A 24960-nucleotide genomic window follows, 5' to 3' on the forward strand; every position below is an offset into this window, starting at 1 on the left:
TATGATGTGCGCCCCGCAGTCTGGATTGCGAATACGCCATGACCTTGCAGTACCCCACCATCGCCGATTGCGTCGGCAACACTCCGCTGGTCCGTTTGCAACGCCTGCCCGGCGTCACCAGCAACACCCTGCTGCTCAAGCTCGAGGGCAATAACCCGGCGGGTTCGGTCAAGGACCGGCCGGCGCTGTCGATGATTACCCGTGCCGAATTGCGCGGGCAGATCCACGCCGGTGACACGCTGATCGAGGCGACCTCGGGCAACACCGGGATCGCCCTGGCGATGGCGGCAGCGATCAAGGGCTACAAGATGATCCTCATCATGCCCGACAACTCCAGTGCCGAGCGCAAGGCCGCCATGACCGCCTATGGCGCCGAGCTGATCCTGGTCAGCCAGGAGGAGGGCATGGAAGGCGCCCGCGACCTGGCCCAGCGTATGGAAGCCGATGGCCGTGGCAAGGTGCTCGACCAGTTCGCCAACGGCGACAACCCCGAAGCGCACTACACCAGCACCGGCCCGGAAATCTGGCGCCAGACCGAGGGCGGCATCACCCATTTCATCAGCTCCATGGGCACCACGGGCACCATCATGGGTGTCTCGCGCTACCTCAAGGAGCAGAGCGCCAGTGTGCAGATCATCGGCCTGCAACCGATGGAAGGCTCGGCCATCCCCGGCATCCGCCGCTGGCCGGAAGAATACCTGCCCAAGATCTACCAGGCTGAGCGCGTCGATCGCATCGTCGATATGGCACAAAGCGAAGCCGAGGACGTGACCCGGCGCCTGGCCCGCGAGGAAGGCATTTTCTGTGGCGTGTCCTCGGGCGGGGCGGTGGCGGCGATGTTGCGCCTGTCCCAGGAAGTGGAAAACGCGGTGATGGTGGCCATCATCTGCGACCGAGGCGACCGTTACCTGTCGACCGGCATTTTCGACGCGGCCAACTGATGGCCAAGCACGAGAGAGGCCTGCGCTTCCAGCCCAGTGGCGGCACCAAGGCCCCGCAGGTTCCTACCGGCAAGAAGCAGCGCTTGAGCATCGAACGCCTGGCCAACGATGGCCGTGGCATTGCCTTTGTCGAGGGGCGCACCTGGTTCGTCAGCGGTGCCCTGGCCGGTGAAGAGGTGGACGCCCGAGTGCTGGGCGCCCACGGCAAAGTGGTCGAGGCCCGCGCCGAGCGCGTGCTCAAGGCCAGCGAGCTGCGCCGCGCCGAACCCTGCGCCCACGCCGGGCGCTGCGGCGGTTGCAGCGTCCAGCATTTGCCCCACGCCGAACAACTTGCCCTGAAACAGCGCATGTTGGCTGAGCAGTTGTCCCGGGTCGCGGGTGTGCAGCCCGAGGAGTGGGCCGCGCCCCTGAGCGGGCCGGAGTTTGGCTACCGCCGCCGCGCTCGCGTGGCCGTGCGCTGGGACGCCAAGGCCAAGCGCCTGGATGTCGGGTTTCGCGCCGCCGCCAGTCAGGACATCATCGCCATCAGCGATTGCCCGGTGCTGGTACAACCTTTGCAGCCGATCATGAGCCGCTTGCCCGACATGCTCCGGCGCCTGAGCAAGCCCCAGGCCCTGGGCCATGTCGAGTTGTTCAGCGGCTCGTCCATCGCCGTGCTGTTGCGGCACATGGCGCCGTTGGCGGACGCGGACCTGGCGATCCTCCAGGAATTCTGCACCTTCCATGACGCCCAGCTGTGGCTGCACGGCGACGGCGAGCCGCAACCGCTGAACGCGGACGCGACCCTGGGTTATCCCCTGGAGCCCTGGGGCCTGGAACTGGCCTACCGGCCGGGGGATTTTGTCCAGGTCAACGCCGCGGTCAACACCGCCATGGTCGCCCAGGCCCTGCAATGGCTGGCGCCGCAGGCGGATGAGCGGGTGCTGGACCTGTTCTGCGGCCTAGGCAACTTTGCCTTGCCGCTGGCCCGGCAGGTGCGCGAAGTGGTAGCGGTCGAAGGCGTGCAGGCCATGGTCGAGCGCGCGGCGCAGAACGCGGTGAACAACAATCTGCATAACGCGAAGTTTTTTCAGGCCGATTTATCCCAGCCATTGGCGGCTGCCGGATGGGCCGGCGAAGGCTTTTGTGCGGTACTCTTGGACCCACCGCGCGACGGTGCCTTTGAGGTGGTGCGCAAGCTTGCCTCCTTGGGTGCCAAACGTGTGGTGTACGTGTCATGCAACCCGGCCACGCTGGCGCGTGACACACAGGAATTGGTCAAGCAGGGCTACCGGTTAAAACGTGCCGGGATCCTCGATATGTTTCCTCAGACGGCACATGTCGAGGCCATGGCGTTATTTGAAGCGAGCTAGGATGGCTCGTCTGGTCCGACTGGCCCGCCGTTGCACGTTCCCCGCCAGCCCAGCGGGGGCGCAACGGTAGCGAAGGTCAGCGATTTTGACGCATTGAACGTGCGTCGTAGGGAAGGTAAGCAAGATGGTACAGGTGAGAGCACACCAGCCGATCAACACCGACGGCAGTATCAATCTCGAGGCATGGCTCGATCATGCGGTCAGCGTCGATATGGCGCTGGACCGCCAGGCCTTGAAAGAAGCCTGCGAGTTCGCTCGTGAGGCTGAGCAACAAGACAACGCGGCGAAGAATCTGTGGGCCGAGGGGACGTCGAGTTTCCGCACCGGTCTGGAAATCGCGGAGATCCTCGCCGACCTCAAACTCGACCAGGATTCCCTGGTGGCCGCGGTTCTCTACCGCGGCGTGCGCGAAGGCCAGATCCAGCTCCCGGCCGTGAGCCAGCGCTTCGGCCCGGTGGTGGCCAAGCTGATCGACGGCGTGCTGCGCATGGCGGCCATCAGTGCCAGCCTGAGCCCGCGCCAGTCCCTGGTGCTGGGCACCCAAGGGCAGGTGGAAAACCTGCGCAAGATGCTCGTGGCCCTGGTGGACGACGTGCGTGTGGCGCTGATTAAGCTGGCCGAACGCACGTGCGCGATCCGCGCGGTGAAAACCGCCGACGACGAAAAGCGCAACCGCGTCGCCCGGGAAGTCTTCGACATCTACGCGCCCCTGGCACACCGCTTGGGCATCGGCCATATCAAGTGGGAGCTGGAGGACCTGTCCTTCCGCTACCTGGAGCCTGACCAGTACAAGCAGATCGCCACCTTGCTCCACGAACGGCGCCTGGACCGCGAGCGCTTTATCAGCGACGTGATGAACCAGTTGCAGAACGAGTTGCAGGCCACGGGTGTGGACGCCGACATCAGCGGCCGGGCCAAGCACATCTACTCGATCTGGCGAAAAATGCAGCGCAAGGGTCTGGAATTCAGCCAGATCTACGATGTGCGCGCGCTGCGCGTGCTGGTGCCGGAAATGCGCGACTGCTACACCGCGCTGGGCATCGTCCACACCCTGTGGCGGCACATTCCCAAAGAGTTCGACGACTACATCGCCAACCCCAAGGAAAACGGCTACCGCTCGCTGCACACCGCGGTGATCGGCCCCGAGGGCAAGGTGCTGGAAGTACAGATCCGCACCCACGCGATGCACGAAGAGGCGGAGTTGGGCGTGTGCGCCCACTGGCGCTACAAGGGCACCGACGTCAAGTCCGGCTCCAACCACTACGAGGAGAAAATCTCCTGGTTGCGCCAGGTGCTGGAATGGCACGAAGAACTGGGCGACATCGGTGGCCTGGCCGAACAGCTGCGGGTGGATATCGAGCCCGACCGGGTCTACATCTTCACCCCGGACGGCCACGCCATCGACCTGCCCAAGGGCGCCACGCCGCTGGACTTCGCCTACCGGGTGCACACCGAAATCGGCCACAACTGCCGGGGCGCGAAGATCAACGGGCGCATCGTGCCGCTCAACTACAGCCTGCAGACCGGCGAGCAGGTGGAGATCATCACCAGCAAGCACGGCACCCCGAGCCGCGACTGGCTGAACCCGAACCTGGGCTACATCACCACGTCGCGGGCGCGGGCCAAGATCGTCCACTGGTTCAAGTTGCAGGCGCGCGACCAGAACGTCGCCGCCGGCAAGACCCTGCTGGAACGCGAACTGGCACGCCTGGGCCTGCCCCAGGTGGATTTCGACAAGTTGGCGGAAAAAGCCAACATGAAGATCGCCGACGACATGTATGCCGCCCTCGGTGCCGGCGACCTGCGCCTGGCTCAACTGGTCAACCTGGCCCAGCAACTGGTGGAGCCGGAGCGCGGCAACGAGCAATTAGAGCTGATCCCGCGCAAGGCCACCGGCTACAAACCGGGCAAGCGCGGCGATATCCAGATCCAGGGCGTGGGCAACCTGATGACGCAAATGGCCGGCTGCTGCCAGCCGCTGCCGGGGGACGCCATCGTCGGCTACATCACCCAGGGCCGCGGCGTCAGCATCCACCGCCAGGACTGCGCCTCGGTGCTGCAACTGGGCGGGCGCGAGCCGGAGCGGATCATCCAGGTCAGTTGGGGCCCGGTGCCGGTGCTGACTTACCCGGTGGACATCATCATCCGCGCTTACGACCGTTCCGGGCTGCTGCGGGACGTGTCCCAGGTGCTGCTCAACGAGCGCATCAACGTGCTGGCGGTCAACACCCGCTCGAACAAAGAGGACAACACCGCGCTGATGTCCCTGACCATCGAGATCCCGGGGTTGGACGCGTTGGGGCGGTTGCTGGGGCGTATTTCCCAGTTGCCCAACATCATCGAGACCCGGCGTAATCGCACGCCATAAAAAGGGTCGTTTCTGTGGGAGCGAGCCTGCTCGCGATAGCGGTGCTTCAGTCCGGCCGCTATCGCGGGCAGGCTCGCTCCCACAGGTTTTGTGACGAGATTGAATGATGTACAGCCTTGAAGACCTGCTTCACCTCATGGCCCGCCTGCGCGACCCGCAGTACGGTTGCCCGTGGGACATCAAGCAAACCTACGCCAGCATCGTGCCCCATACCCTGGAAGAGGCCTATGAAGTCGCGGACGCCATCGAGCGCGGTGATTTCGATCACTTGCAGGGTGAGTTGGGGGACTTGCTGTTCCAGGTCGTCTATTACAGCCAGTTGGCCCGTGAAGAAGGGCGTTTCGAGTTTGCCGGGGTGATCGACAGCATCACCCGCAAGCTGATCCGCCGCCACCCCCACGTGTTCCCCACCGGGGACTTGTACGCGCCGCTGGACACGCCACGCCTGGACGAAGAACAGGTCAAGCAGCGCTGGGAGCAGATCAAGGCCCAGGAGCGCGCCGAGAAGTCGGCCGCACCGCTGCAACTGTCCCTGCTCGACGACGTGCCCGCCACTTTGCCGGCCCTGTCACGCAGCGCCAAGCTGCAAAAACGCGCCGCCCAGGTGGGGTTCGACTGGCCGGATGCGTTGCCGGTGCTGGACAAGGTCCGCGAAGAGTTGGACGAAGTGCTCGAAGCGATGGCGCAGAACGACGTTGCGGCCGTGGCCGATGAGCTGGGCGACCTGCTGTTCAGCGTGGTCAACCTGGCCCGCCACCTCAAGGTCGACCCGGAAACCGCCCTGCGTGGTGCCAATGCCAAGTTCGAGCGACGTTTCCGATTTATCGAACAGGCATTGCGCGACACCCAGCGACCCATGGAAGATTGCACCCTTCAAGAGTTGGACGCCCTGTGGGGCGAAGCCAAACGTCAGGAACAGAATTTACCCGGCTGCGGCGCAGCTGCTGGATTGAGTGAGTAAGCACATGAGCATTTCCCTACGCGACCAGTTGCTCAAAGCAGGCCTGGTCAACCAAAAGCAGGCCAAGCAGGTCGGCAAAGAGAAGCAGAAACAGCAGCGCCTGGTGCACAAAGGCCAGGCCGAGGAAGATGACACCCAGCGGCGCCTGGCCCAAGAGGCGCAGGCCGAGAAGGTCAAGCGCGACCAGGAACTCAACCGCCAGCAGCAGGAAAAGGCCGAGCAAAAGGCCCGCGCCGCCCAGGTCAAGCAGCTGATCGAAGTGTCGCGCCTGCCCAAACTCAACACCGAGGACTACTACAACTTCGTCGATGACAAGAAGGTAAAGCGCCTGTCGGTCAACACCCTGATGCGCAACAAGCTCAGCAACGGTGCCCTGGCGATTGTCCACCACGGCGGCGGCTACGAAGTGATCCCCCGCGAAGCGGCGCTGAAAATCCAGGAGCGTGCGCCGGAGCGCATCGTCCAGCTCAACATCCTCACCGAGAGCCAGACCCCGGACGAGGACGACCCGTACGCGGCCTACCAGATCCCCGACGATCTGATGTGGTAACCCCAAACCCCGCCCTGTGCGGGGTTTTTCATGCAGCCAATAAAAAGCCCCGCACGGGGCGGGGCTCTTGGGTGTAGCGCTCGGGCCTAGCTGCCTTTGACAGCCTTGCCGTTAACGTTACCTTCCAACAGCATGATGTTGTATTCCTTGCCGTCGGTCTCGACCTGCTGCAGGCGCACCAGCAGGTAATCCCACTCCTTGGCGAACCAGAGCACGGTGGTGCGCTTGCTCTGTGTCGGGTCGCGCACGCGCTCGACCTTGATCGCGTCAATCTGGCCCGCCTTGGTGTCGACCTTCTCGGAACCCAGCACGCGGAAGTCGTAGGTATCGACTTCGCCATCATCGACCACCTGATAGCTCATGCTTTTTTTGCCGGCCGCCACGTCATGCTGCAAAGCCAACTGGTAGGTGGACTTGTCGACCATGCCCCGGTTGAGCGGCAGCTTCACCGGGTCGCCCCGGTCGGTGCCGGTGACCATCTTGGTTGTCCAGTCGAAATCCAGGTCAGCCTTTTTGGCCTTGCCCAAGCCACCGCGTTCAAAGTGGTAGGACTGGGGCAGCAGGGTGTCCTTGTCCAGGGTCAGGGTGCTTTCTTCGGTGAGGCTGGCGATCATCATCGACGCCTTGAAGCTGAGCTTCCACACGCCATTGGCCTGCTTGGCCAGGCTGCGTTCGGCCGTACCGCTCATGGGCAACTGTTTCCAGTCGGCGGTATAGCTGGCGGAGAAGGGTTGAAGGTCTGCGGCCTGGGCAAGGGGCAGGGCAAGCAGAGCACAAGCGAAGAGCAGGGCGCGACGCATAAAATCTCCTAGTTTCGAATCAAGTGGCCGCTGGCCGCGAGTAACTGACCGTCCAACATGGCGCCCTGTTCACCCAGGCTCAAGCGGCCTTGGGCAAACCAACGCACGGCCATCGGGTAAATCCGGTGTTCTTGGGCGTGAACCCGGTGCGCCAGGCTCTGGGCCGAGTCGTGCAACTCTACCGGGATTACTGCCTGTACGACCAGAGGCCCGCCATCGAGTTCCTCGGTGACGAAATGCACGCTGCAGCCATGTTCGCGATCGCCGGCGTCCAGCGCCCGCTGGTGCGTGTGCAGGCCTTTGTACTTGGGCAGCAGCGAAGGGTGGATATTGAGCAGGCGACCCTGGTAGTGGCGCACGAAGCCAGCGCTGAGAATGCGCATGAACCCCGCCAGCACCACCAGTTTCGGATTGAAGGTATCGATCAGTTCGACCAGTGCGGCATCGAAGGCCTCGCGACCCTCGAACGCCTTGTGGTCGAGGGTGCGGGTGGCGATGCCTGCATCGCGGGCGCGTTGCAGGCCGTAGGCATCGGCGCGGTTGGAAATCACCGCGCTGATGCGAACCGGGCTATCGCCGGTCGCGGTACTGTCGATCAGGGCCTGCAAGTTGCTGCCGGTGCCGGAGAGCAGCACCACCACATCACAGGGCTGGGACATCAATGGGCCTTGAGGTTCTTCAGGTCAACCTGGGCGGCGCCTTCGGCGGCCGTGGCGATCTGGCCGATGACCCAAGGCTGCTCGCCAGCTTCGCGCAACACGTTCAGCGCAGTCTCGACGTGCTCTTGGGCCACGCAGATGACCATGCCCACGCCGCAGTTGAGCACGCGGTGCATCTCGGTTTCGTCGACGTTGCCCTGCTGCTGCAACCAGTCGAACACCGCCGGGCGCTGCCAGCTCGCCACGTCAACGATCGCCTGGGCGCCTTTTGGCAGCACCCGCGGAATGTTGTCCAGCAAGCCGCCACCGGTGATGTGGGCCATGGCTTTTACCGCGCCGGTGTCCTTGATGAGCTTGAGCAGCGGCTTGACGTAGATGCGGGTCGGGGCCATCAGCAGTTCGGTCAGCGGCTTGCCGTCGAGCTGGATGTTCTCGATGTCGGCGCCGGCGACTTCAATGATCTTGCGGATCAGCGAGTAGCCGTTGGAGTGCGGGCCGGAGGACGGCAGGGCAAGCAGGGCGTCGCCGGCGGCGACTTTGGAGCCGTCGATGATCTCGGCTTTTTCCACGACGCCGACGCAGAAACCGGCCAGGTCGTAGTCTTCGCCTTCGTACATGCCCGGCATTTCAGCGGTTTCGCCGCCCACCAGGGAGCAGCCGGACAGTTCGCAGCCCGCGCCAATGCCGGTCACGACCTGGGCGGCGGTGTCGACGTTGAGCTTGCCGGTGGCGTAGTAGTCGAGGAAGAACAACGGCTCGGCGCCGCAGACCACCAGGTCGTTAACGCACATGGCCACCAGGTCGATGCCGATGCTGTCGTGCTTGTTCAGGTTCAGCGCCAGGCGCAGCTTGGTGCCCACACCGTCGGTGCCGGACACCAGCACAGGCTGCTTGTAGCCGGCCGGGATTTCGCAGAGGGCGCCAAAACCGCCCAGGCCGCCCATGACTTCAGGACGCGCAGTGCGCTTGGCGACGCTCTTGATGCGTTCGACCAATGCTTCACCGGCGTCGATGTCTACACCGGCGTCCTTGTAGCTCAGGGAGGGTTGCTTGCTCATGATCCAGGCCTTTAGGGGGGGATTTCTGGGTAACGACCGAACTCAAGGGTTGCGCTGAAAAAGCCGCGGCACGAATGCCATGCGGGAATTTGCGGGCACCCCGGTGTTGCCGGTCTGCGAAGGCGCGCGATTTTATCAGGCTTGAGGGGCAGCGGCCATCCTCGGGCCGACGGCAGGGACATATCGGGTAAAAAAAGCCGCCGATTGTTCCGGTTGGGTTGCCTGGCCGGTGTCTGTATAAGGTATCGCCACTAACAAGCTATCGTTATGACAGCACGAAAACTTCCATCGCTTGTGTGAATGTTTTGCCAGGGGTTGTGGTCACAGCCTTGTTCAATCCTGTTCATGCGCGCTATCGAGCCGCTTATTTGCCGTCGGGAATCGTCCATGGGTCTGCGTAAATTTCTAGTCTTGGGTTGTTTGTCTGTGTTCAGCCTGGTGAGTCATGCCGAAACCCTCAATGGTTTGTATCAAGTGCGCGAGCCGGTCGCCGGGCAAACGCCTCAGGAGCGCGAGCAGGCCACCCAAAAAGCCCTGCAAACCCTGGTGCTGCGCCTGACCGGCGATGCCAAGGCCGCGCAAAGCCCGGGGTTGGCCGAGGTCCGCAAGGACCCGCAGCAGATCATCAGCCAATACGGCTACGACGCCGGGCCGCCGCAAAGCCTGCAGGTGGATTTCGACCCCGTCAGCACCGACCGCGCCCTGCGCCAGGCCGGGCTGTCGTTGTGGGGCAGCAATCGGCCGTCGATCTTGAGCTGGTGGCTGAGTGATAGCGCCGAAGGCTCCACCCTGGTGGGTGACGCCCAAGCCAGCGCCGCGGACCTGCGCCGCGCCGCCCAGCATCGGGGCTTGCCGCTGCGCCTGCCTCTGGGGGATTTGGACGAGCAGATCGTCGCCACCGCCGCCAACCTTGAGGCCACCGACCCGGCGCCGCTGCGCGAGGTGTCTGATCGCTACAGCGCCGACGCTCTCTTGGCGGTGCATGCCAAAGAAGAAACCCCCGGCCAGTGGCAGGCCAAGTGGCGCCTGTGGCTGGGCGACCAGCGCGAGCAGGGCAGCGTGCAGGGGGCGGATCAAGCGGCCCTGGCCGATGCCGTGCTGTTGGCGGTGAGTGAGCGCCTGGCGCCGCGTTTTGTCGCCAAGCCCGGCACGTCCAGCGAGCAGCTGCTGCAAGTGCAGGGCATGAACCTGGAGCGCTACGCCGCCTTGGGTCACTTGCTCGAGCCGTTTGGCGGGCAGTTGTACAGCGTCGAGGGCGACCGCATCGTCTATCGGGTCAATGGCAGCGCCGAGCAGCTCAAGGCGCAACTGGCCCTGGCCCAACTGCAGGAAGTAGCGGCGCCGCCGGCCGCCCCGGTGGCCGAGGGCGGCGTGCCGGCAGTGGCGGCAGCGCCGACCGCGCAACTGCATTTCAAGTGGTAGGTTTTTCTTTCTTTATATAAGGGCGGGTGGATTCATGGCCGATACGCGGCGTTGGGTGTGGCTTGGCGGGGTGGTCCTGCTGTGTGCGCTGGTTTATCTGTTGCATCCGATCCTGACGCCGTTTTTGGTGGCGTTGCTGTTGGCTTATCTGTTTGATCCGCTGGTCGATCGCCTGGAAAAACTCGGTCTGTCGCGCACTTGGGGGGTGGTGGCGGTGTTTGCGCTGTTCACCTTGATCGTCATGGCGCTGTTGCTGGTGCTGGTGCCGATGCTGGCCAAGCAGTTGCTGCGCCTATATGAATTGGCGCCGCAGATGCTCGACTGGCTGCAACACTCGGCCATGCCTTGGGTGCAGTCGAAACTGGGGCTGGCAGACGGCTTCTGGAAGTTCGACAAGGTCAAGGCCGCCATCAGCGAGCACATGGGCCAGACCACTGACATCGTCGGTGTGGTGCTGAGCCAGGCCACGGCGTCTGGCCTGGCGCTGATTGGCTGGCTGGCCAACCTGGTGCTGATCCCAGTGGTGAGTTTCTACCTGCTGCGCGATTGGGACGTGATGATGGCCAAGGTCCGCAGCCTGCTGCCCCGCGATCGGGAGGAGCGGGTGGTATCGCTGGCCGGTGAATGCCACGAGGTACTCGGCGCGTTCGTGCGCGGGCAGTTGATGGTGATGGTGGCCCTGGGGGTGATCTACTCCGCTGGCCTGATGCTGGTGGGGCTGGAGTTGGGCTTGCTGATCGGCATGATCGCCGGGCTGGCGGCCATCGTGCCGTACATGGGCTTCGTGATCGGCATTGGCGCGGCGCTGATCGCCGGGTTGTTCCAGTTTGGCGGCGACCTGTACCCGATGATCGGCATCGTCGCCGTGTTCATGATCGGCCAGGCCCTGGAAGGCATGGTGCTGACGCCGTGGCTGGTGGGCGACCGCATTGGCCTGCACCCGGTGGCAGTGATTTTCGCCATCCTGGCCGGGGGTGAACTGTTTGGCTTCACCGGGATTCTGCTGGCCCTGCCGGTGGCGGCGGTCATCATGGTGCTGGTGCGCCATGTGCACGATTTGTATAAGGATTCGCAGATGTATAGCGGCTCTGAAGACCCCGAGCTCTAACCCCGCACACCGGGGCCCAATGCCTTGCCCGGTTCGCGCCGGGCCATGGCGATCACTGCCCGGCTAACGCAAACCTTTGATTTTGCTTAACGTCTGCTGCATTGTGTGGCCCGCGTCACGGGTATAGACTTTGCAAACTTTTCACAGAGGCCACTAACGGTTCGTTTGGAACTGTTCAGTCAGCATGAAACCGATTCAGCTGCCCCTAGGTGTGCGTCTGCGTGACGACGCCACCTTTATCAACTACTACCCAGGCGCCAATGCCGCTGCACTCGGCTATGTCGAGCGGCTCTGCGAAGCCGACGCCGGGTGGACCGAAAGCCTGATCTATCTATGGGGCAAGGACGGTGTGGGGCGCACCCACTTGTTGCAGGCGGCGTGCCTGCGCTTCGAGCAGATGGGCGAGCCGGCGGTGTACCTGCCCCTGGCCGAGCTGCTGGACCGTGGCATCGAGATCCTCGATAACCTCGAACAATACGAACTGGTTTGCCTGGACGACCTGCAAGCCGTGGCGGGGCGGGCCGATTGGGAAGAGGCGCTGTTCCACCTGTTCAACCGCTTGCGTGACAGCGGCCGGCGCTTGCTGATTGCTGCCTCCACCTCGCCGCGCGAGCTGCCGATCAAACTGGCCGACCTCAAGTCGCGCCTGACCCTGGCGCTGATTTTCCAGATGCGCCCGCTGTCCGACGAGGACAAGTTGCGTGCCCTGCAACTGCGTGCCTCCCGCCGCGGCCTGCACCTGACCGACGAAGTCGGGCATTTCATTCTTACCCGCGGCACCCGTAGCATGAGTGCGTTGTTCGAGCTGCTCGAACGCCTCGATCAGGCCTCGTTGCAGGCCCAACGCAAGCTCACCATTCCCTTCCTGAAAGAAACCCTGGGCTGGTAAAACCGTGGCCTGCAGGGCGTTTTCGGCATTTTCAAGGCACTAGAAAACCTGCTCCGTGGAGGGTTCCAGGAGGCGCGGACGTTTATTCGGGGCTTAAGGCCTTAGATGTCGGGCCAAAACCCATAAGTCACATTCGGGTCGATTGAATTTGCAAATGAGGGTGATAGAGGGCATAGTCTCGCCTTCTTTACAACTTCAGCCACGGTCGTGCCCATGCTAAATCGCTTCGCACCCCTCGTGCCTCTCGCACTCGTCACCCTGTTGTTTGGTTGCGCCGCACACTCTCCAGTGTCCCAGCAGCACGCGCCACAACAGCAGGTTCAACGCTCCGTTGCCGCTCAGTCTTCCACTGTTTATCAGGAAGAACTGGTCACCGAAAAAGAACTGGCCGAGTTCGCTGACAGCAAGCCGTACCAGCTCCCGCTGCTGGCCGACAGCATTCTCGAACGCGGCATGTCCCTGATCGGTACCCGCTACCGTTTCGGCGGCACCTCTGAAGCCGGTTTCGATTGCAGCGGTTTCATCGGTTACCTGTTCCGTGAAGAAGCCGGCATGAACTTGCCGCGCTCCACCCGCGAAATGATTAACGTCGATGCCCCCCTGGTCGCGCGCAACAACCTCAAGCCGGGTGATCTGCTGTTCTTCAGCACCAATGGCCGTGGCCGCGTCAGCCACGCCGGGATCTACCTGGGCGACGACCAGTTCATCCACTCCAGCAGCCGCCGTAGCGGTGGTGTGCGGGTCGATAAGCTGGGCGACAGTTACTGGAGCAAGACGTTCATCGAAGCCAAGCGCGCCCTGGCCATGGCCCCGACCACGATGACCGCTCGCAAGTAAGCGTCTTCCCTGGGCACCGCCCGGGGATAACCCTTCACTTTATAAGCCGAACTTAAAGTCTTACTTGAAGTTTGACTCATAGCCGCTAGAATCCCGACATGTTGTTGCTAACGAGCCGTGTATGCCTTGCATGCGCGGCTTTGTTTTCAGCGCCTCGGCAGAGAAAGCCGCAGCCAGATCAGGATTGTTCTGCCCATGTCGACCTCCGCCCGTCTCGCCTTCCTTATGCTCGTTGCCCTGCTGGGCGGCTGTGCCAGCCATACCGTACCGCCGGCCAAAGTGGTACGCGCCCCGGTGTTCGCACCGACCCAGGGCTTCTCCCCGGTTGCTGATGATGTGCTGTTCCGCGCACTCGGCCTGGTGGGCACGCCCTATCGCTGGGGCGGCAATACGCCGGATTCGGGTTTTGATTGCAGCGGCCTGATCGGCTTTGTCTACCGCGATGCGGCGGGCATCGCCTTGCCGCGTTCTACCCGGGAAATGATTGGCATGCGCGCCCAGGACGTCGACCAGAATGCCCTGCAAACCGGCGACCTGCTGTTCTTCGCCACCAATGGCGGTTCCCAGGTCAGCCACGCGGGCATCTATGTGGGCGAGGGCCGTTTCGTCCACGCTCCGGCCACCGGCGGCACGGTCAAGCTCGACAGCCTGTCCAAGGCCTACTGGCAAAAGGCTTACCTGAGTGCCAAGCGGGTGCTGGCGCCGGCTCAGCTGGCGCACAACCCTTAAGGCGTCCCCCTCGCGGAGGTTCTCGTGACCGCTCGCAGCATCACCCTCGACGACCCCCTCTACCAATACCTGCTGGCCGTGTCCCTGCGCGAAACGCCGTTGCTTGAGCGTTTGCGCGAGCACACCCAAGCCTTGCCCATGGCCCGCTGGCAGGTGGCGCCCGAGCAGGGCCAGTTCCTTGCCTTGCTGGTGAAACTGACCGGTGCCAAGCGTTTGCTGGAAGTGGGCACCTTCACCGGCTACAGCGCGTTGTGCATGGCCCAGGCCTTGCCGGACGACGGCACACTGCTGTGTTGCGACATCCCCGGCGACTACAACGCCACCGCCCAGGCGTATTGGCGGGAAGCGGGCGTGGCCGCGCGCATCGAGCTGCGTCTGGGCCTGGCCCTGGAAACCCTGGAGCACATCGAACGCCAGGGCTTGTGCGGCAGCTTTGACTTGATGTTCATCGACGCCGATAAAGCCAACTACCCGGCTTACCTGGAAAGCGCCCTGCGCCTGCTGCGCGGCGGCGGTTTGGCGATTTTCGACAACACCCTGTGGAGCGGGCGGGTGCTGGAGGCCCACCCGCAAAGCGCCGACACCCTGGCCATCCAGGCCCTGAACCTGGCCTTGAAGGATGACCCGCGTGTCGATCTGTCGCTGTTGCCGGTGGGCGATGGTTTGACCCTGTGCCGCAAGCGCTAGCGCGCTGCGGTTACCCGCCACACCTTGTTGCCTACATCATCGGCCACCAGCACTGCGCCTTGCCGGTCGAGCGCCACGCCCACCGGGCGGCCCATGGCGTTTTCCTCGGTGTCGAGGAACCCCGTCAGTAAATCCACCGGCGGCCCGCTGGGCTTGCCCGCGTTGAAGGGCACGAAGATCACTTTGTAGCCACTGTGGGGTTTGCGGTTCCACGAGCCGTGCTGGCCGATAAAAGCGCCGTGGGTGAAGGGCGCCGGCAATTTGCTGCCCGTGGCGAAGGCCAGGCCCAGGGACGCGGTGTGCGGCCCCACCGCATAGTCCGGGGCGATGGCCTTGGCCACCAGGTCCGGGTTTTGCGGGGTGACGCGTTCGTCTACATGCTGGCCGTAGTAGCTGAAGGGCCAGCCGTAGAAGCCGCCGTCGCGCACCGAGGTGATGTAGTCCGGCACCAGGTCGCTGCCGATTTCGTCCCGTTCGTTGACCGCCGTCCACAACGCACCGCTGTCCGGCTCCCAGGCCAGGCCGTTGGGGTTGCGCAGGCCCGAGGCGAATATCCGCGCCTTAGCGCTGGCGCGCTCGACTTCCCAGATCGCCGCGCGGCCTTCTTCTTTCTCCAGGCCGTTTTCCCCGACATTGCTGTTGGAGCCCACCGTGACGTACAGCTTGCTGCCGTCTTGGCTGGCGATGACGTTTTTGGTCCAGTGGTGGTTGAGCGGCCCGCCGGGCAAATCCACCACCTTGCTGGCCGGCGCTTCGATGCGGGTCTGGCCGGCGGCGTAGGGGAAGCGCAGCAGGCGATCGGTGTCGGCCACGTAGAGGTCGTTGCCCACCAGGGCCATGCCGAACGGCGAGTTGAGGTTGTCCAGGAACACCGTGCGGGTTTCGGCGACGCCATCGTGGTCGGCGTCGCGCAGCAGGGTGATGCGGTTCGGGCTCGGCACGGTGGCGCCGGCGCGGGCCATGATTTTTTCGCTGATCCAGCCGCGCAACCCGGTGCTGTCCTCGGGTTTGGCCGGGGCGTTGGTTTCGGCCACCAGCACGTCGCCGTTGGGCAGCACGTAAAGCCAGCGCGGGTGCTCCAGGCCTTCGGCGAACGCGGCGACCTGGGTGCCGGCCGCCGCCACGGGTTTGCCGCCCGCCGGCCAGCCGATGGCCGGGGCGACGTTGACGGTGGGGATCAGGGTTTTGTTCGGCGCCGGCAGGCGCGGCGACGGCCCGGTGCCGTCGGAAACTTGCAAGGTGGACGTCTCGCCGCAGGCAACCAACCCGGCGGCGAGCACAACGATAAAGGCGGAGCGAGGCTTGAACATGGGCATTTCCCTATGAGTACGCGGCGGTAAGCATAGGGCAGTGGGCGCGGCGCGGGGTTCAACCTTATCCGCGAGCCTCTTTGAACAGCACGGCGATGCCGGGTTGGTAGTTGCCCGCCTCGTTGCGCAACTTGCGGTAGGCATAGGGGAAGTACCAGGCCACGGCGCAGCTGTACTCCTTTTGCAGGTCGTCGACCATGTCCTGGAGTTCTTCGGGGGTGGCGCTGTGCTGGGTTTTTTGCGGGGCGACGAACAGGCAGCCCAGCTTCAGGTCGCTGGGGTAGCTGATGCGGCGGGCGGCGCTGGTGATATCGAGCAGGGCCTGCTCCAGGTTCAGGTGGTTGATCTGGGGCCAGCGCTGGCTGGCTTGCACGTAGGCCCATTCGTCCTTGCTGGCGATGTACAGGTCGGCGCGGGCATTGCGCTCACCGTTTTCCAACTGCTTTTTGGTGGGCGCATGTTCCAGGGTGACCATTTCGGCCATCCAGGCTGCGGCCGAGAGCAGCCCCAGGTTGGCCCGCTCGTCTGACCAGTACGGCGCCTTGTTGTCGCCGCGCACCCGGTTGTAGCGATCGATGCAGTCAAACCAGCGCTCCAGCATCGGTCGCAAAAATTCCAGCTTGGGGTTGCTGATAATCATGCCTTGCATCGTTCACTCCCTTGAGTCGATCGTGTTTGGGTTATGGTTATTTGATATCGCCGCTTCCAGCCTGGCACAAGATTGGCGCCCGTTTATTGACCCATCGCAGTCAATCAACCCTGGCGGCCCCGGGTTTCATTGACGCTCCACCCCCAACCCTCTAACCTTCGCCGCTTGTTTCAGGTGCCCTGTGGCCAGCGGTCGACAGGGTGAAACAGGGAAGCCGGTGAGTGCGTGCGCCAAGCGCGCGGTCACGATCCCGGCGCTGCCCCCGCAACGGTAAATGAGTCAAGGCTGTGCTTTTTGCCACTGTGCCCACCCGGGCATGGGAAGGCGCACCGCCCGGGGCAACCCACTCATGAGCCCGGAGACCGGCCTGATCCATCCAACGGCATCACGGTGGGCGATGCCAGGCTTGTTGCCGTCCTTTATTCCTGCCCGCCGTTATCCAGCCCCAACGGAGAGCTGCCCCATGACCGATTCCCCCGAACGCGACGAGCGCCACCTGGCGCGCATGCTGCGCAAAAAAGCCGTGATCGATGAACGCATCGCCAACTCGCCCAACGAGTGCGGCTTGCTGCTGGTGCTCAGCGGCAACGGCAAGGGCAAGAGCAGCTCGGCGTTCGGCATGCTCGCCCGCGCCATGGGCCACGGCATGCAGTGCGGCGTGGTGCAGTTCATCAAGGGCCGCAACAGCACGGGCGAGGAGTTGTTTTTCCGCCGTTTCCCCGAGCAGGTGCGCTTTCACGTGATGGGCGAAGGCTTCACCTGGGAAACCCAGGACCGCCAGCGCGACATCGCCGCCGCCCAGGCGGCGTGGGCGGTATCGCGGCAGTTGCTCAGCGACCCGGCCATCGGCCTGGTGGTGCTCGATGAACTGAACATCGCCCTCAAGCACGGCTACCTGGACCTGGACCAAGTGCTCGGCGACCTGCAGGCCCGCCCGCCGATGCAACACGTGGTGGTTACCGGCCGTGGGGCCAAGGAGCAAATGATCGAGCTGGCCGACACCGTCACCGAAATGGGCCTGCTCAAGCACGCCTTCCAGGCCGGCATCAAGGCGCAAAAAGGCATCGAATTGTGAGTGTGCGCCAGTGCCCGGCCGTGCTGATTGCGGCGCCGGCGTCCGGCCAGGGCAAAACCACGGTCACCGCCGCCCTGGCGCGCCTGCATCGTAACCAGGGGCGCCAGGTGCGCGTGTTCAAATGCGGCCCGGACTTTCTCGACCCGATGATTCTGGAGCGTGCCAGCGGTGCGCCGGTGTACCAACTGGATATGTGGATGGTGGGCGAGCAGGAAAGCCGTCGCCTGTTGTGGGAAGCGGCGGGGGAGGCCGACCTGATCCTGATCGAAGGCGTCATGGGCCTGTTCGACGGCACGCCCTCCAGTGCCGACCTGGCGCGCCACTTCGGCGTGCCGGTGCTGGGCGTGATCGACGGCACCGCCATGGCCCAGACCTTCGGCGCCCTGGCCCTGGGCCTGGCGCGCTACCAACCGGACCTGCCCTTTGCCGGGGTGCTGGCCAACCGCGTCGGCACCCTGCGCCATGCGCAACTGCTCGAAGGCAGCCTCACCGAAGGCCTGCGCTGGTACGGCGCGTTGTCCCGCGAGACGGGCATCGAGCTGCCCAGCCGCCACCTGGGCCTGGTGCAGGCCAGTGAACTGAACGACCTCGACCTGCGCCTGGACGCGGCCGCCACGGCTCTGGCCAGCAGTTGCGAAGTGGCCCTGCCGCCCGCCGTGGCCTTCGCCGCGCCCCAGCCTGTGGTCGCCGAGCCGTTATTGGCCGGCGTGCGCATCGCCGTGGCGCGGGACGAGGCGTTCGCCTTTACCTATGGCGCCAGCCTCGACCTGCTGCGGGCGATGGGCGCCCAGTTGCACTTCTTCTCACCTATCCATGACAGCGGGTTGCCCGAGGCCGACAGCCTTTACCTGCCCGGTGGTTACCCGGAGTTGCACCACGTCGCGTTGGCGCAGAACACGCCGATGCTGGAGGCTATCCGCGCCCACCACCGCGCGGGCAAACCGTTGTTGGCCGAGTGCGGCGGCATGCTGTATCTGCTCGACTCCCTCACGGACGTCGAAGGCGTGAGTGCACCGCTGCTGGGCCTGTTGCCGGGCGCTGCGGTGATGCAAAAACGCTTGGCGGCCCTGGCCCTGCAAACGGTGGACCTGCCCGAAGGCAGCCTGCGTGGTCACACCTATCACCATTCGCTGACCACCACCACGCTGGCCCCCATCGCCCGGGGCCTGAGCCCCAACGGCGGGCGCGGCGCCGAAGCGGTGTACCGGGACGGGCGGATGACGGCCTCCTATGTGCACTTTTACTTTCCGTCCAACCCGCGGGCGGTGGCGGCTTTGTTTATGCCCCAGACCGCTATCGCGAGCAGGCTCGCTCCCACAGAGGCCGGTGAAACTCCTGTGGGAGCGAGCCTGCTCGCGATAAGCCAATGACCGACAACGCCTTCCCAGAGGCCGACCGCGCCGCCGTCTACCGCGCCATCGCCGAGCGCCGTGACATGCGCCACTTCAGCGGCGGCACGGTGGCGCCGGCGTTGCTGCGCCGCTTGCTCGAAGCCGCCCATTGCGCCCCCAGCGTGGGGCTGATGCAGCCCTGGCGCTTTATCCGCATCAGCGACCGGGCGCTGCGCGGGCGCATCCAGCAGTTGGTGGAAGAGGAACGGGTGCGCACCGCCGAGGCGTTGGGTGAGCGTTCCAGTGAGTTCATGAAGCTCAAGGTCGAAGGCATCAACGACTGCGCCGAAGTGCTGGTGGCGGCCCTGAGCGATGACCGCGAGCGCCACGTGTTCGGCCGCCGCACCTTGCCGGAAATGGACCTGGCCTCGCTGTCTTGCGCCATCCAGAACCTCTGGCTGGCGGCCCGCGCCGAAGGCCTGGGCCTGGGCTGGGTGTCGCTGTTCGAGCCCCAGGCCCTGGCCGACCTGCTGGGCCTGCCCGCCGGGGCCAAGCCCTTGGCGGTGCTGTGCCTGGGGCCGGTGGAGGCATTTTATCCAGCACCGATGCTGGTGCTCGAAGGCTGGGCCCAGGCCCGGCCGTTGAGTGAGTTGTTGTTTGAGAACCAATGGGGAGTGAGTCAATGAGTGTGGCGTTGTTGAGTGCCGCCGCGGTGGCGCTGGATGCGTTGCTGGGCGAGCCCAGACGCTGGCATCCGCTGGTGGCGTTCGGCGCGTTCGCCGAGCGCATCGAGCGGCGTTTCAATGCCGCCGGGCGCGGCTGGCGTAGCCACGGCGTGACCGCGTGGGTGCTGGCGGTGCTGCCCTTGACCCTGGCGGCTACAGCTTTGTCGTGGCTGCCCTACATCGGTTGGCTGGTGGAAGTCCTCGCGTTGTACTGCGCCCTCGGCCTGCGCAGCCTCGGCGAGCATGTGGCGCCAGTGGCCCAGGCCCTGCGCGCCGGTGACCTGGCAGAGGCGCGCAAACGCGTCGGCTACCTGGTCAGCCGCGAAACCGCCGAGCTGGACGACACTGCCGTCGCCCGGGCGGCCACCGAGTCGGTGCTGGAAAACGGCAGCGACGCGGTGTTCGCCGCGCTGTTCTGGTTTGCCGTGGCCGGCGCGCCGGGGGTGGTGCTGTATCGCCTGAGCAATACCCTGGACGCCATGTGGGGCTATCGCAACGAACGCTTCGAGCGCTTCGGCTGGGCGGCGGCAAAAATCGACGACCTGCTCAACTACATTCCCGCGCGGCTGGTCGCCTTGACCTACGCGCTACTGGGCAAAACACGCCTGGCGCTTAAATGCTGGCGCACGCAAGGCCCTACTTGGGACAGCCCCAATGCTGGCCCGGTAATGGCTGCCGGCGCGGGTGCGCTGGAGGTGGAGCTGGGCGGCGCGGCGGTCTATCACGGCGAGTTGCACCAGCGCCCGACCCTGGGCGAAGGCCCACCGGCCGACGCCGATGCCATCGACCGTGGCTGGCAACTGGTGCAGCGCGGCGTGTGGCTGTGGTTGCTGATCTTGTGCATGGGGGCCGAATTCTATGCTTGAGCACGGTGGGCGCCTGCGCAAAGCCTGCGCGCAATACGGCATTGCCCAAGACGAGTGGCTGGACCTCTCCAGCGGCCTGGCGCCGTGGCCCTGGCCGATCCCGCCGATCCCGCTGCGGGCCTGGGCGCGCCTGCCGGAAACCGAGGATGGCTTGGAGCAAGCTGCCCGCGACTACTACGGCGCCGCCCACGTGCTGCCGGTGCCCGGCTCGCAAGCGGCGATCCAATTGCTGCCGCGTTTGCGCCGCGTGGGCAAGGTCGGCGTGCTGTCGCCGTGCTATGCCGAACATGCCGAGGCGTGGCGCCGTGGCGGCTACATCGTGCGGGAAGTGTCGCAGGCTGAAGTCGACTTCTTTATCGACCAACTCGACGTGCTGGTGGTGGTCAACCCCAACAACCCCACGGGCCTGAGCCTGCCCCCCGAGCGCCTGCTGGACTGGCACGCACGCCTGGCCCAGCGCGGCGGCTGGCTGGTGGTGGACGAAGCCTTTATGGACAACACCCCGCACCTGAGCCTGGCCGGGCATGCGCACCAGGTTGGGCTGATCGTGCTGCGTTCGTTCGGCAAGTTCTTCGGTTTGGCCGGGGTGCGCCTGGGCTTCGTGCTGGCCGAGCGCAAACTGCTGCGCTTGCTGGCCGATCAGGTCGGGCCCTGGGCAGTGGCCGGGCCGACGCGGGTGCTGGGGCAATTGTGCCTGGCCGACAGCGCTGGCCACGCCCGCCAGCGCCAGCGTAGCGAAGTGGCCAGCGCACGCCTGGCCCAGCTGCTGGAAGCACACGGCTTTGCGCCCCAGGGCGGTTGCGCGCTGTTCCAGTGGCTGCGCACCGAGCACGCCGCGCAGGTACAGGATTTCATGGCGCGGCGCGGCATTTTGCTGCGCCTGTTCGCCCACGACAGCAGCCTGCGCTTTGGCCTGCCAGGGGAAGAGGCCGACTGGCTGCGCCTGGATCAGGCCTTTGCCGCCTACACCCAGGAAAACCCATGACCACCCTGATGGTGCAGGGCACCACCTCCGATGCGGGCAAAAGCACCCTCGTCACCGCGCTGTGCCGCTGGCTGGTGCGCCAAGGCGTTGCGGTGGTGCCGTTCAAGCCGCAAAACATGGCGCTCAACAGTGCAGTGACCGCCGATGGCGGCGAAATCGGCCGCGCCCAAGCGGTGCAGGCCCAGGCTGCGAACCTGCAACCCCACACCGACATGAACCCGGTGCTGCTCAAGCCCAACAGCGATACGGGCGCCCAGGTCATCATCCATGGCCGCGCGGTCGCCAGCATGAACGCGGTGGCCTATCACGACTACAAGGCCATCGCGATGCAAGCGGTGCTGGCCTCGCACCAGCGTTTGAGCGCGGCCTACCCGGTGGTGATGGTGGAGGGCGCCGGCTCGCCGGCGGAAATCAACCTGCGTGCCGGTGACATCGCCAACATGGGCTTTGCCGAAGCGGTGGACTGCCCGGTGCTGCTGATCGCCGACATCAACCGTGGTGGCGTGTTCGCCCATTTGGTCGGCACCCTGGAGCTGCTCTCGGCCAGCGAACAGGCGCGGGTCAAGGGGTTCATCATCAACCGCTTTCGCGGCGACCTCGCCCTGCTGCAACCGGGCCTGGATTGGCTTGAGGCTCGCACCGGCAAACCGGTGGTGGGCGTGCTGCCCTACGTGATGGACCTGCACCTGGAGGCCGAGGACGGCATCGACCAACGCCAGGCCGACAAGGCCGAACAGGTGCTCAAGGTGCTGGTGCCGGTGCTGCCGCGCATCAGCAACCACACTGATTTCGACCCGCTGCGCCTGCACCCCCAGGTGGATTTGCAGTTCATCGGCCCCGGCCAGGCTATCCCGGCGGCAGACCTGATAATCCTCCCCGGCTCCAAAAGCGTGCGCAGCGACCTCGCGTACCTGCGCGCCAACGGCTGGGACACGGCCATCCGCCGCCACCTGCGCTACGGCGGCAAGCTGTTGGGCATTTGCGGCGGTTTGCAGATGCTCGGCCAGCAGCTCCACGACCCCTTGGGCCTGGAAGGCGCGCCGGGTTCCAGTGCCGGGCTGGGCCTGTTGGCCTTCGACACGGTGCTGGAGCAAGAGAAGCAACTGCGCAACGTGCGCGGCCACCTGGCCCTGGAGAACGCGGCGGTCAGCGGTTACGAAATCCACGCCGGGGTGACCACCGGCGCGGCCTTGGAACACCCCGCCGTGCACCTGGACGATGGCCGTCGCGACGGCGCCCGAAGTGCCGATGGGCAGATTCTGGGTACCTACCTGCACGGCCTCTTTGAAGCCCCCCCGGCCTGCGCCGCGCTGCTGCGCTGGGCTGGGGTGCAACAGGTGCAGGAGGTGGACTACCACGCCCTGCGCGAGCGCGATATCGAACGCCTGGCGGACATGGTGGAACAGCATTTGGATACCGGCCTGTTGCGCGAGTTATGCGGGGTTTGAGTGGTGGGAGCGAGCCTGCTCGCGATAGCGCCCGTCACCACACCCCCTTTAAAGGAAAAAGCCCTATGCACCAACTGATCCTCGGCGGCGCCCGTTCCGGCAAAAGCCGCCTGGCGGAAAAACTCGCTGCCGACAGCGCTCTGGCGGTGACCTATATCGCCACCAGCCAAGCCCTGGACGGCGAAATGAGCGCGCGCGTTGCCCATCACCGCGAGCGCCGCCCGGCCCACTGGGGGCTGATCGAAGAACCCCTGGCATTGGCCCGGGTGCTGCGCGACAACGCCCGCGCCGACACTTGCCTGCTGGTCGATTGCCTGACCCTGTGGCTGACCAACCTGCTGATGCAGGACGACCCCGCGCGCCTGGCCCAGGAGCGCGAACACCTGCTCGACTGCCTCGGCGCCTTGCCGGGGCAGATCATTTTCGTCAGCAACGAAACCGGCATGGGCGTGGTGCCTATGGGTGAGCTGACGCGCCGTTATGTCGACGAGGCCGGTTGGCTGCATCAAGCCCTGGCCGAGCGTTGCCAGCGCGTGGTACTGACCGTCGCCGGGCTACCCCTGACGTTGAAAGGAACCCCCTTATGAAGCAATGGTGGCTGAACCCGTGCCGCACCCCCGACGCCCAGGCTCGCGAGCAAGCCCTGGCGCGCCAGCAGCAATTGACCAAGCCGGCCGGCTCCCTGGGCCAGCTCGAAGCGTTGGCGGTGCAGATGGCGGCGCTGCAAGGGCGGCTCAAACCTGCGGCGCAGCAGGTGTGGATCGCGATTTTCGCCGGCGACCACGGGGTGGTGGCCGAGGGCGTGTCCGCCTACCCGCAAGCGGTGACCGGGCAGATGCTGCACAACTTCGTCAGCGGCGGCGCAGCCATCAGCGTGTTGGCGCGGCAACTGGCGGCGCAATTGGAGGTGGTCGACCTAGGCACCATCGACCCGGCGCTGAACCTGCCGGGCGTGCGCCACCTCAACCTGGGGCCGGGCACGGCGAATTTCGCCAAGGCCCCAGCCATGACCGCGGCCCAGGGCCAGCAGGCCCTGGCGGCGGGGCGCGACAGCGTGCTGCGGGCGCGGGCGGCGGGCGCCGAGTTGTGGATTGGTGGCGAAATGGGCATCGGCAACACCACCAGCGCCAGCGCCCTGGCCTGCGCCTTGCTCGATTGCCCGGTGAGCCACTTGGCCGGGCCCGGCACGGGGCTGGACGCGGCGGGGGTCAGCCACAAAGCCGTGGTCATCGAACGGGCCCTGGCCCTGCACACCGCCCAGCGCGGCGACCCGTTGCAGACCCTCTATAACCTGGGCGGTTTTGAAGTGGCAGCGCTGGTGGGCGCTTACCTGGCCTGTGCCCAGGAAGGCATCGCGGTGCTGGTGGACGGCTTTATCTGTAGCGTCGCGGCCCTGGTGGCCGTGCGCCTGAACCCAGGCTGCCGGCCGTGGTTGCTGTTTGGCCATCGCAGTGCCGAGCCTGGCCATCGCCATGTGCTGCAGGCCTTGCAGGCTGAGCCGTTGCTGGACCTGGGCCTGCGCCTGGGCGAGGGCAGCGGCGCGGCGCTGGCGGTGCCGTTGCTGCGCCTGGCCTGCGACCTGCACGGGAAAATGGCAACCTTCGCCGAAGCCGCCGTGGCGGATCGCCCGGCATGACCTTGCGCCTGGACCTGCTGCGCCACGGCGAAACCGAGCTGGGCGGCGGCTTGCGCGGTAGCCTCGACGACGCCCTGACCGAGCACGGCTGGGCGCAGATGCGCGCGGCGGTGCAGGCCCAGGGGCCGTGGGACCGAGTGCTTAGCTCGCCGCTACAACGCTGCGCCCGTTTCGCCGAAGAACTGGGCGCGCGCCTCGGTGTGCCGGTGCACCTGGAAGCCGATCTGCAAGAACTGCATTTCGGCGCCTGGGAAGGGCGCAGCGCGGCGGCGCTGATGGAAACCGACGCCGAAGGCTTGGGCCTGTTCTGGAGCGACCCTTACGCCTTCACCCCACCCGAGGGCGAGCCGGTGACGCAGTTCGCCGCGCGAGTGCTGGCGGCGGTGCAGCGTTTGCACCGCGCCTACGCCGGGCAGCGGGTGTTGCTGGTCAGCCACGGCGGGGTGATGCGCCTGCTGCTGGCCCGCGCCCGGGGCTTGCCCCGCGAGCAATTGCTTAACGTCGAAGTGGCCCATGGCGCGCTGTTCGCCTTGCGGGTCGAGGCTGACGCCGTGTTGCACGAGGAGGCTTGAGC

Annotated in this window: 25 protein-coding genes and 1 riboswitch; of the genes, 20 read left to right on the top strand and 5 right to left on the bottom strand. The window is 65.4% G+C overall.

The genetic code is table 11. The features are described 5' to 3' along the window. The first annotated feature begins 38 nt into the window (after positions 1 to 38). The 5 genes from cysM (at position 39) to CKW13_RS03190 (ending at position 6172) form a co-directional block, all read left to right on the top strand. Positions 39 to 941: a cysteine synthase CysM gene (cysM, locus tag CKW13_RS03170; protein ID WP_095106892.1), complete on the top strand. Its 903-nt coding sequence runs from the start codon at positions 39 to 41 to the stop codon at positions 939 to 941. Further along, complete coding sequence (gene rlmD / locus CKW13_RS03175) at positions 941 to 2293, top strand: 23S rRNA (uracil(1939)-C(5))-methyltransferase RlmD (protein WP_095106894.1); 1353 nt, start codon at positions 941 to 943, stop codon at positions 2291 to 2293. The genes cysM and rlmD overlap by 1 nt, the downstream gene beginning before the upstream one ends. Before the next feature lie 124 nt (positions 2294 to 2417). Then, on the top strand, positions 2418 to 4661 hold the full coding sequence (relA, locus tag CKW13_RS03180; RefSeq protein ID WP_095106896.1) for a GTP diphosphokinase: 2244 nt from the start codon (positions 2418 to 2420) through the stop codon (positions 4659 to 4661). 106 nt (positions 4662 to 4767) lie between these two features. Then, positions 4768 to 5622, top strand: coding sequence for a nucleoside triphosphate pyrophosphohydrolase (gene mazG, locus CKW13_RS03185; RefSeq protein WP_095106898.1), 855 nt, complete (start codon positions 4768 to 4770; stop codon positions 5620 to 5622). Between the two features lie 4 nt (positions 5623 to 5626). After that, complete coding sequence (locus tag CKW13_RS03190) at positions 5627 to 6172, top strand: DUF2058 domain-containing protein (RefSeq protein WP_095106900.1); 546 nt, start codon at positions 5627 to 5629, stop codon at positions 6170 to 6172. A gap of 86 nt (positions 6173 to 6258) precedes the next feature. On the opposite strand, the gene CKW13_RS03195 is transcribed toward CKW13_RS03190, so the two are convergent. Genes CKW13_RS03195 through purM form a run of 3 tightly spaced genes read right to left on the bottom strand, consistent with a single transcriptional unit; the run spans position 6259 to position 8689 of the window. After that, on the bottom strand, positions 6259 to 6972 hold the full coding sequence (locus CKW13_RS03195; RefSeq protein WP_095106902.1) for a DUF3108 domain-containing protein: 714 nt from the start codon (positions 6970 to 6972) through the stop codon (positions 6259 to 6261). An 8-nt stretch (positions 6973 to 6980) separates the two neighbouring features. Continuing rightward, positions 6981 to 7631, bottom strand: a complete 651-nt coding sequence (purN, locus tag CKW13_RS03200; protein ID WP_095106904.1) for a phosphoribosylglycinamide formyltransferase — start codon at positions 7629 to 7631, stop codon at positions 6981 to 6983. Beyond that, positions 7631 to 8689, bottom strand: a complete 1059-nt coding sequence (gene purM / locus CKW13_RS03205; RefSeq protein ID WP_095106907.1) for a phosphoribosylformylglycinamidine cyclo-ligase — start codon at positions 8687 to 8689, stop codon at positions 7631 to 7633. Before purM ends, purN begins: the two co-directional genes overlap by 1 nt. A gap of 387 nt (positions 8690 to 9076) precedes the next feature. Between purM and CKW13_RS03210 the strand changes: the two genes are divergently transcribed. The 6 genes from CKW13_RS03210 to CKW13_RS03235 all read left to right on the top strand — a co-directional run bounded on the left by CKW13_RS03210 (position 9077) and on the right by CKW13_RS03235 (position 14361). Further along, entirely contained in the window at positions 9077 to 10111 is a 1035-nt protein-coding gene (locus CKW13_RS03210) for a DUF2066 domain-containing protein (RefSeq protein ID WP_176465030.1), read from the top strand. A gap of 34 nt (positions 10112 to 10145) precedes the next feature. Then, positions 10146 to 11219 (top strand): AI-2E family transporter, encoded by a 1074-nt coding sequence (locus CKW13_RS03215; RefSeq protein WP_095106912.1) that lies wholly within the window; start codon positions 10146 to 10148, stop codon positions 11217 to 11219. A 184-nt stretch (positions 11220 to 11403) separates the two neighbouring features. Further along, complete coding sequence (gene hda, locus CKW13_RS03220) at positions 11404 to 12108, top strand: DnaA regulatory inactivator Hda (RefSeq protein ID WP_095106915.1); 705 nt, start codon at positions 11404 to 11406, stop codon at positions 12106 to 12108. Between the two features lie 213 nt (positions 12109 to 12321). Beyond that, positions 12322 to 12945, top strand: coding sequence for a C40 family peptidase (locus CKW13_RS03225; protein WP_095106918.1), 624 nt, complete (start codon positions 12322 to 12324; stop codon positions 12943 to 12945). 195 nt (positions 12946 to 13140) lie between these two features. Beyond that, positions 13141 to 13674, top strand: coding sequence for a C40 family peptidase (locus CKW13_RS03230; protein ID WP_095106921.1), 534 nt, complete (start codon positions 13141 to 13143; stop codon positions 13672 to 13674). Positions 13675 to 13698: 24 nt separating this feature from the next. Continuing rightward, positions 13699 to 14361 (top strand): class I SAM-dependent methyltransferase, encoded by a 663-nt coding sequence (locus CKW13_RS03235; RefSeq protein ID WP_095106923.1) that lies wholly within the window; start codon positions 13699 to 13701, stop codon positions 14359 to 14361. Here the strand turns inward: CKW13_RS03235 and CKW13_RS03240 are convergent. Together CKW13_RS03240 and CKW13_RS03245 are read right to left on the bottom strand one after the other, a co-directional pair. Continuing rightward, the gene (locus tag CKW13_RS03240; protein ID WP_095106925.1) at positions 14358 to 15671 is read right to left on the bottom strand and encodes a sorbosone dehydrogenase family protein; all 1314 of its coding nucleotides are present in this window, start codon (positions 15669 to 15671) and stop codon (positions 14358 to 14360) included. The two genes, CKW13_RS03235 and CKW13_RS03240, sit on opposite strands and share 4 nt — an antisense overlap. A 64-nt stretch (positions 15672 to 15735) precedes the next feature. Then, complete coding sequence (locus CKW13_RS03245; protein WP_095106927.1) at positions 15736 to 16320, bottom strand: hypothetical protein; 585 nt, start codon at positions 16318 to 16320, stop codon at positions 15736 to 15738. A gap of 155 nt (positions 16321 to 16475) precedes the next feature. Continuing rightward, positions 16476 to 16706: riboswitch (cobalamin riboswitch) on the top strand. Positions 16707 to 16783: 77 nt separating this feature from the next. Between CKW13_RS03245 and cobO the strand changes: the two genes are divergently transcribed. The 9 genes from cobO to cobC all read left to right on the top strand — a co-directional run bounded on the left by cobO (position 16784) and on the right by cobC (position 24958). Then, positions 16784 to 17395, top strand: coding sequence for a cob(I)yrinic acid a,c-diamide adenosyltransferase (cobO, locus tag CKW13_RS03250; protein ID WP_095106928.1), 612 nt, complete (start codon positions 16784 to 16786; stop codon positions 17393 to 17395). Beyond that, positions 17389 to 18765: a cobyrinate a,c-diamide synthase gene (locus CKW13_RS03255; RefSeq protein WP_095106929.1), complete on the top strand. Its 1377-nt coding sequence runs from the start codon at positions 17389 to 17391 to the stop codon at positions 18763 to 18765. The genes cobO and CKW13_RS03255 overlap by 7 nt, the downstream gene beginning before the upstream one ends. Next, the gene (bluB, locus tag CKW13_RS03260; protein WP_095106931.1) at positions 18762 to 19412 is read left to right on the top strand and encodes a 5,6-dimethylbenzimidazole synthase; all 651 of its coding nucleotides are present in this window, start codon (positions 18762 to 18764) and stop codon (positions 19410 to 19412) included. The genes CKW13_RS03255 and bluB overlap by 4 nt, the downstream gene beginning before the upstream one ends. Next, positions 19409 to 20317, top strand: coding sequence for an adenosylcobinamide-phosphate synthase CbiB (gene cbiB, locus CKW13_RS03265; RefSeq protein ID WP_095106933.1), 909 nt, complete (start codon positions 19409 to 19411; stop codon positions 20315 to 20317). The genes bluB and cbiB overlap by 4 nt, the downstream gene beginning before the upstream one ends. After that, positions 20310 to 21302, top strand: coding sequence for a threonine-phosphate decarboxylase CobD (cobD, locus tag CKW13_RS03270; protein ID WP_095106935.1), 993 nt, complete (start codon positions 20310 to 20312; stop codon positions 21300 to 21302). The genes cbiB and cobD overlap by 8 nt, the downstream gene beginning before the upstream one ends. After that, entirely contained in the window at positions 21299 to 22750 is a 1452-nt protein-coding gene (locus CKW13_RS03275) for a cobyric acid synthase (protein ID WP_095106937.1), read from the top strand. The genes cobD and CKW13_RS03275 overlap by 4 nt, the downstream gene beginning before the upstream one ends. 65 nt (positions 22751 to 22815) lie before the next feature. Continuing rightward, entirely contained in the window at positions 22816 to 23337 is a 522-nt protein-coding gene (gene cobU, locus CKW13_RS03280) for a bifunctional adenosylcobinamide kinase/adenosylcobinamide-phosphate guanylyltransferase (protein WP_095106939.1), read from the top strand. Beyond that, a complete protein-coding gene (cobT, locus tag CKW13_RS03285; RefSeq protein ID WP_095106941.1) occupies positions 23334 to 24386 on the top strand; it encodes a nicotinate-nucleotide--dimethylbenzimidazole phosphoribosyltransferase in 1053 nt (350 codons plus the stop codon). The genes cobU and cobT overlap by 4 nt, the downstream gene beginning before the upstream one ends. Further along, the gene (gene cobC / locus CKW13_RS03290) at positions 24383 to 24958 is read left to right on the top strand and encodes an alpha-ribazole phosphatase family protein (protein ID WP_095106943.1); all 576 of its coding nucleotides are present in this window, start codon (positions 24383 to 24385) and stop codon (positions 24956 to 24958) included. The genes cobT and cobC overlap by 4 nt, the downstream gene beginning before the upstream one ends. Positions 24959 to 24960: the final 2 nt, after the last annotated feature.

This window comes from Pseudomonas sp. Irchel 3E20, from assembly GCF_900187645.1.
Taxonomy (GTDB): domain Bacteria; phylum Pseudomonadota; class Gammaproteobacteria; order Pseudomonadales; family Pseudomonadaceae; genus Aquipseudomonas.

What these genes read in the sequence shown, in the direction of transcription:
- cysM (WP_095106892.1), top strand. Translation starts at nt 39, where the DNA reads ATGACCTTGCAGTACCCCACCATCGCCGATTGCGTCGGCAACACTCCG.
- rlmD (WP_095106894.1), top strand. Translation starts at nt 941, where the DNA reads ATGGCCAAGCACGAGAGAGGCCTGCGCTTCCAGCCCAGTGGCGGCACC.
- relA (WP_095106896.1), top strand. Translation starts at nt 2,418, where the DNA reads ATGGTACAGGTGAGAGCACACCAGCCGATCAACACCGACGGCAGTATC.
- mazG (WP_095106898.1), top strand. Translation starts at nt 4,768, where the DNA reads ATGTACAGCCTTGAAGACCTGCTTCACCTCATGGCCCGCCTGCGCGAC.
- CKW13_RS03190 (WP_095106900.1), top strand. Translation starts at nt 5,627, where the DNA reads ATGAGCATTTCCCTACGCGACCAGTTGCTCAAAGCAGGCCTGGTCAAC.
- CKW13_RS03195 (WP_095106902.1), bottom strand. Translation starts at nt 6,972, where the DNA reads ATGCGTCGCGCCCTGCTCTTCGCTTGTGCTCTGCTTGCCCTGCCCCTT.
- purN (WP_095106904.1), bottom strand. Translation starts at nt 7,631, where the DNA reads ATGTCCCAGCCCTGTGATGTGGTGGTGCTGCTCTCCGGCACCGGCAGC.
- purM (WP_095106907.1), bottom strand. Translation starts at nt 8,689, where the DNA reads ATGAGCAAGCAACCCTCCCTGAGCTACAAGGACGCCGGTGTAGACATC.
- CKW13_RS03210 (WP_176465030.1), top strand. Translation starts at nt 9,077, where the DNA reads ATGGGTCTGCGTAAATTTCTAGTCTTGGGTTGTTTGTCTGTGTTCAGC.
- CKW13_RS03215 (WP_095106912.1), top strand. Translation starts at nt 10,146, where the DNA reads ATGGCCGATACGCGGCGTTGGGTGTGGCTTGGCGGGGTGGTCCTGCTG.
- hda (WP_095106915.1), top strand. Translation starts at nt 11,404, where the DNA reads ATGAAACCGATTCAGCTGCCCCTAGGTGTGCGTCTGCGTGACGACGCC.
- CKW13_RS03225 (WP_095106918.1), top strand. Translation starts at nt 12,322, where the DNA reads ATGCTAAATCGCTTCGCACCCCTCGTGCCTCTCGCACTCGTCACCCTG.
- CKW13_RS03230 (WP_095106921.1), top strand. Translation starts at nt 13,141, where the DNA reads ATGTCGACCTCCGCCCGTCTCGCCTTCCTTATGCTCGTTGCCCTGCTG.
- CKW13_RS03240 (WP_095106925.1), bottom strand. Translation starts at nt 15,671, where the DNA reads ATGTTCAAGCCTCGCTCCGCCTTTATCGTTGTGCTCGCCGCCGGGTTG.
- CKW13_RS03245 (WP_095106927.1), bottom strand. Translation starts at nt 16,320, where the DNA reads ATGCAAGGCATGATTATCAGCAACCCCAAGCTGGAATTTTTGCGACCG.
- cobO (WP_095106928.1), top strand. Translation starts at nt 16,784, where the DNA reads ATGACCGATTCCCCCGAACGCGACGAGCGCCACCTGGCGCGCATGCTG.
- bluB (WP_095106931.1), top strand. Translation starts at nt 18,762, where the DNA reads ATGACCGACAACGCCTTCCCAGAGGCCGACCGCGCCGCCGTCTACCGC.
- cbiB (WP_095106933.1), top strand. Translation starts at nt 19,409, where the DNA reads ATGAGTGTGGCGTTGTTGAGTGCCGCCGCGGTGGCGCTGGATGCGTTG.
- cobD (WP_095106935.1), top strand. Translation starts at nt 20,310, where the DNA reads ATGCTTGAGCACGGTGGGCGCCTGCGCAAAGCCTGCGCGCAATACGGC.
- CKW13_RS03275 (WP_095106937.1), top strand. Translation starts at nt 21,299, where the DNA reads ATGACCACCCTGATGGTGCAGGGCACCACCTCCGATGCGGGCAAAAGC.
- cobU (WP_095106939.1), top strand. Translation starts at nt 22,816, where the DNA reads ATGCACCAACTGATCCTCGGCGGCGCCCGTTCCGGCAAAAGCCGCCTG.
- cobT (WP_095106941.1), top strand. Translation starts at nt 23,334, where the DNA reads ATGAAGCAATGGTGGCTGAACCCGTGCCGCACCCCCGACGCCCAGGCT.
- cobC (WP_095106943.1), top strand. Translation starts at nt 24,383, where the DNA reads ATGACCTTGCGCCTGGACCTGCTGCGCCACGGCGAAACCGAGCTGGGC.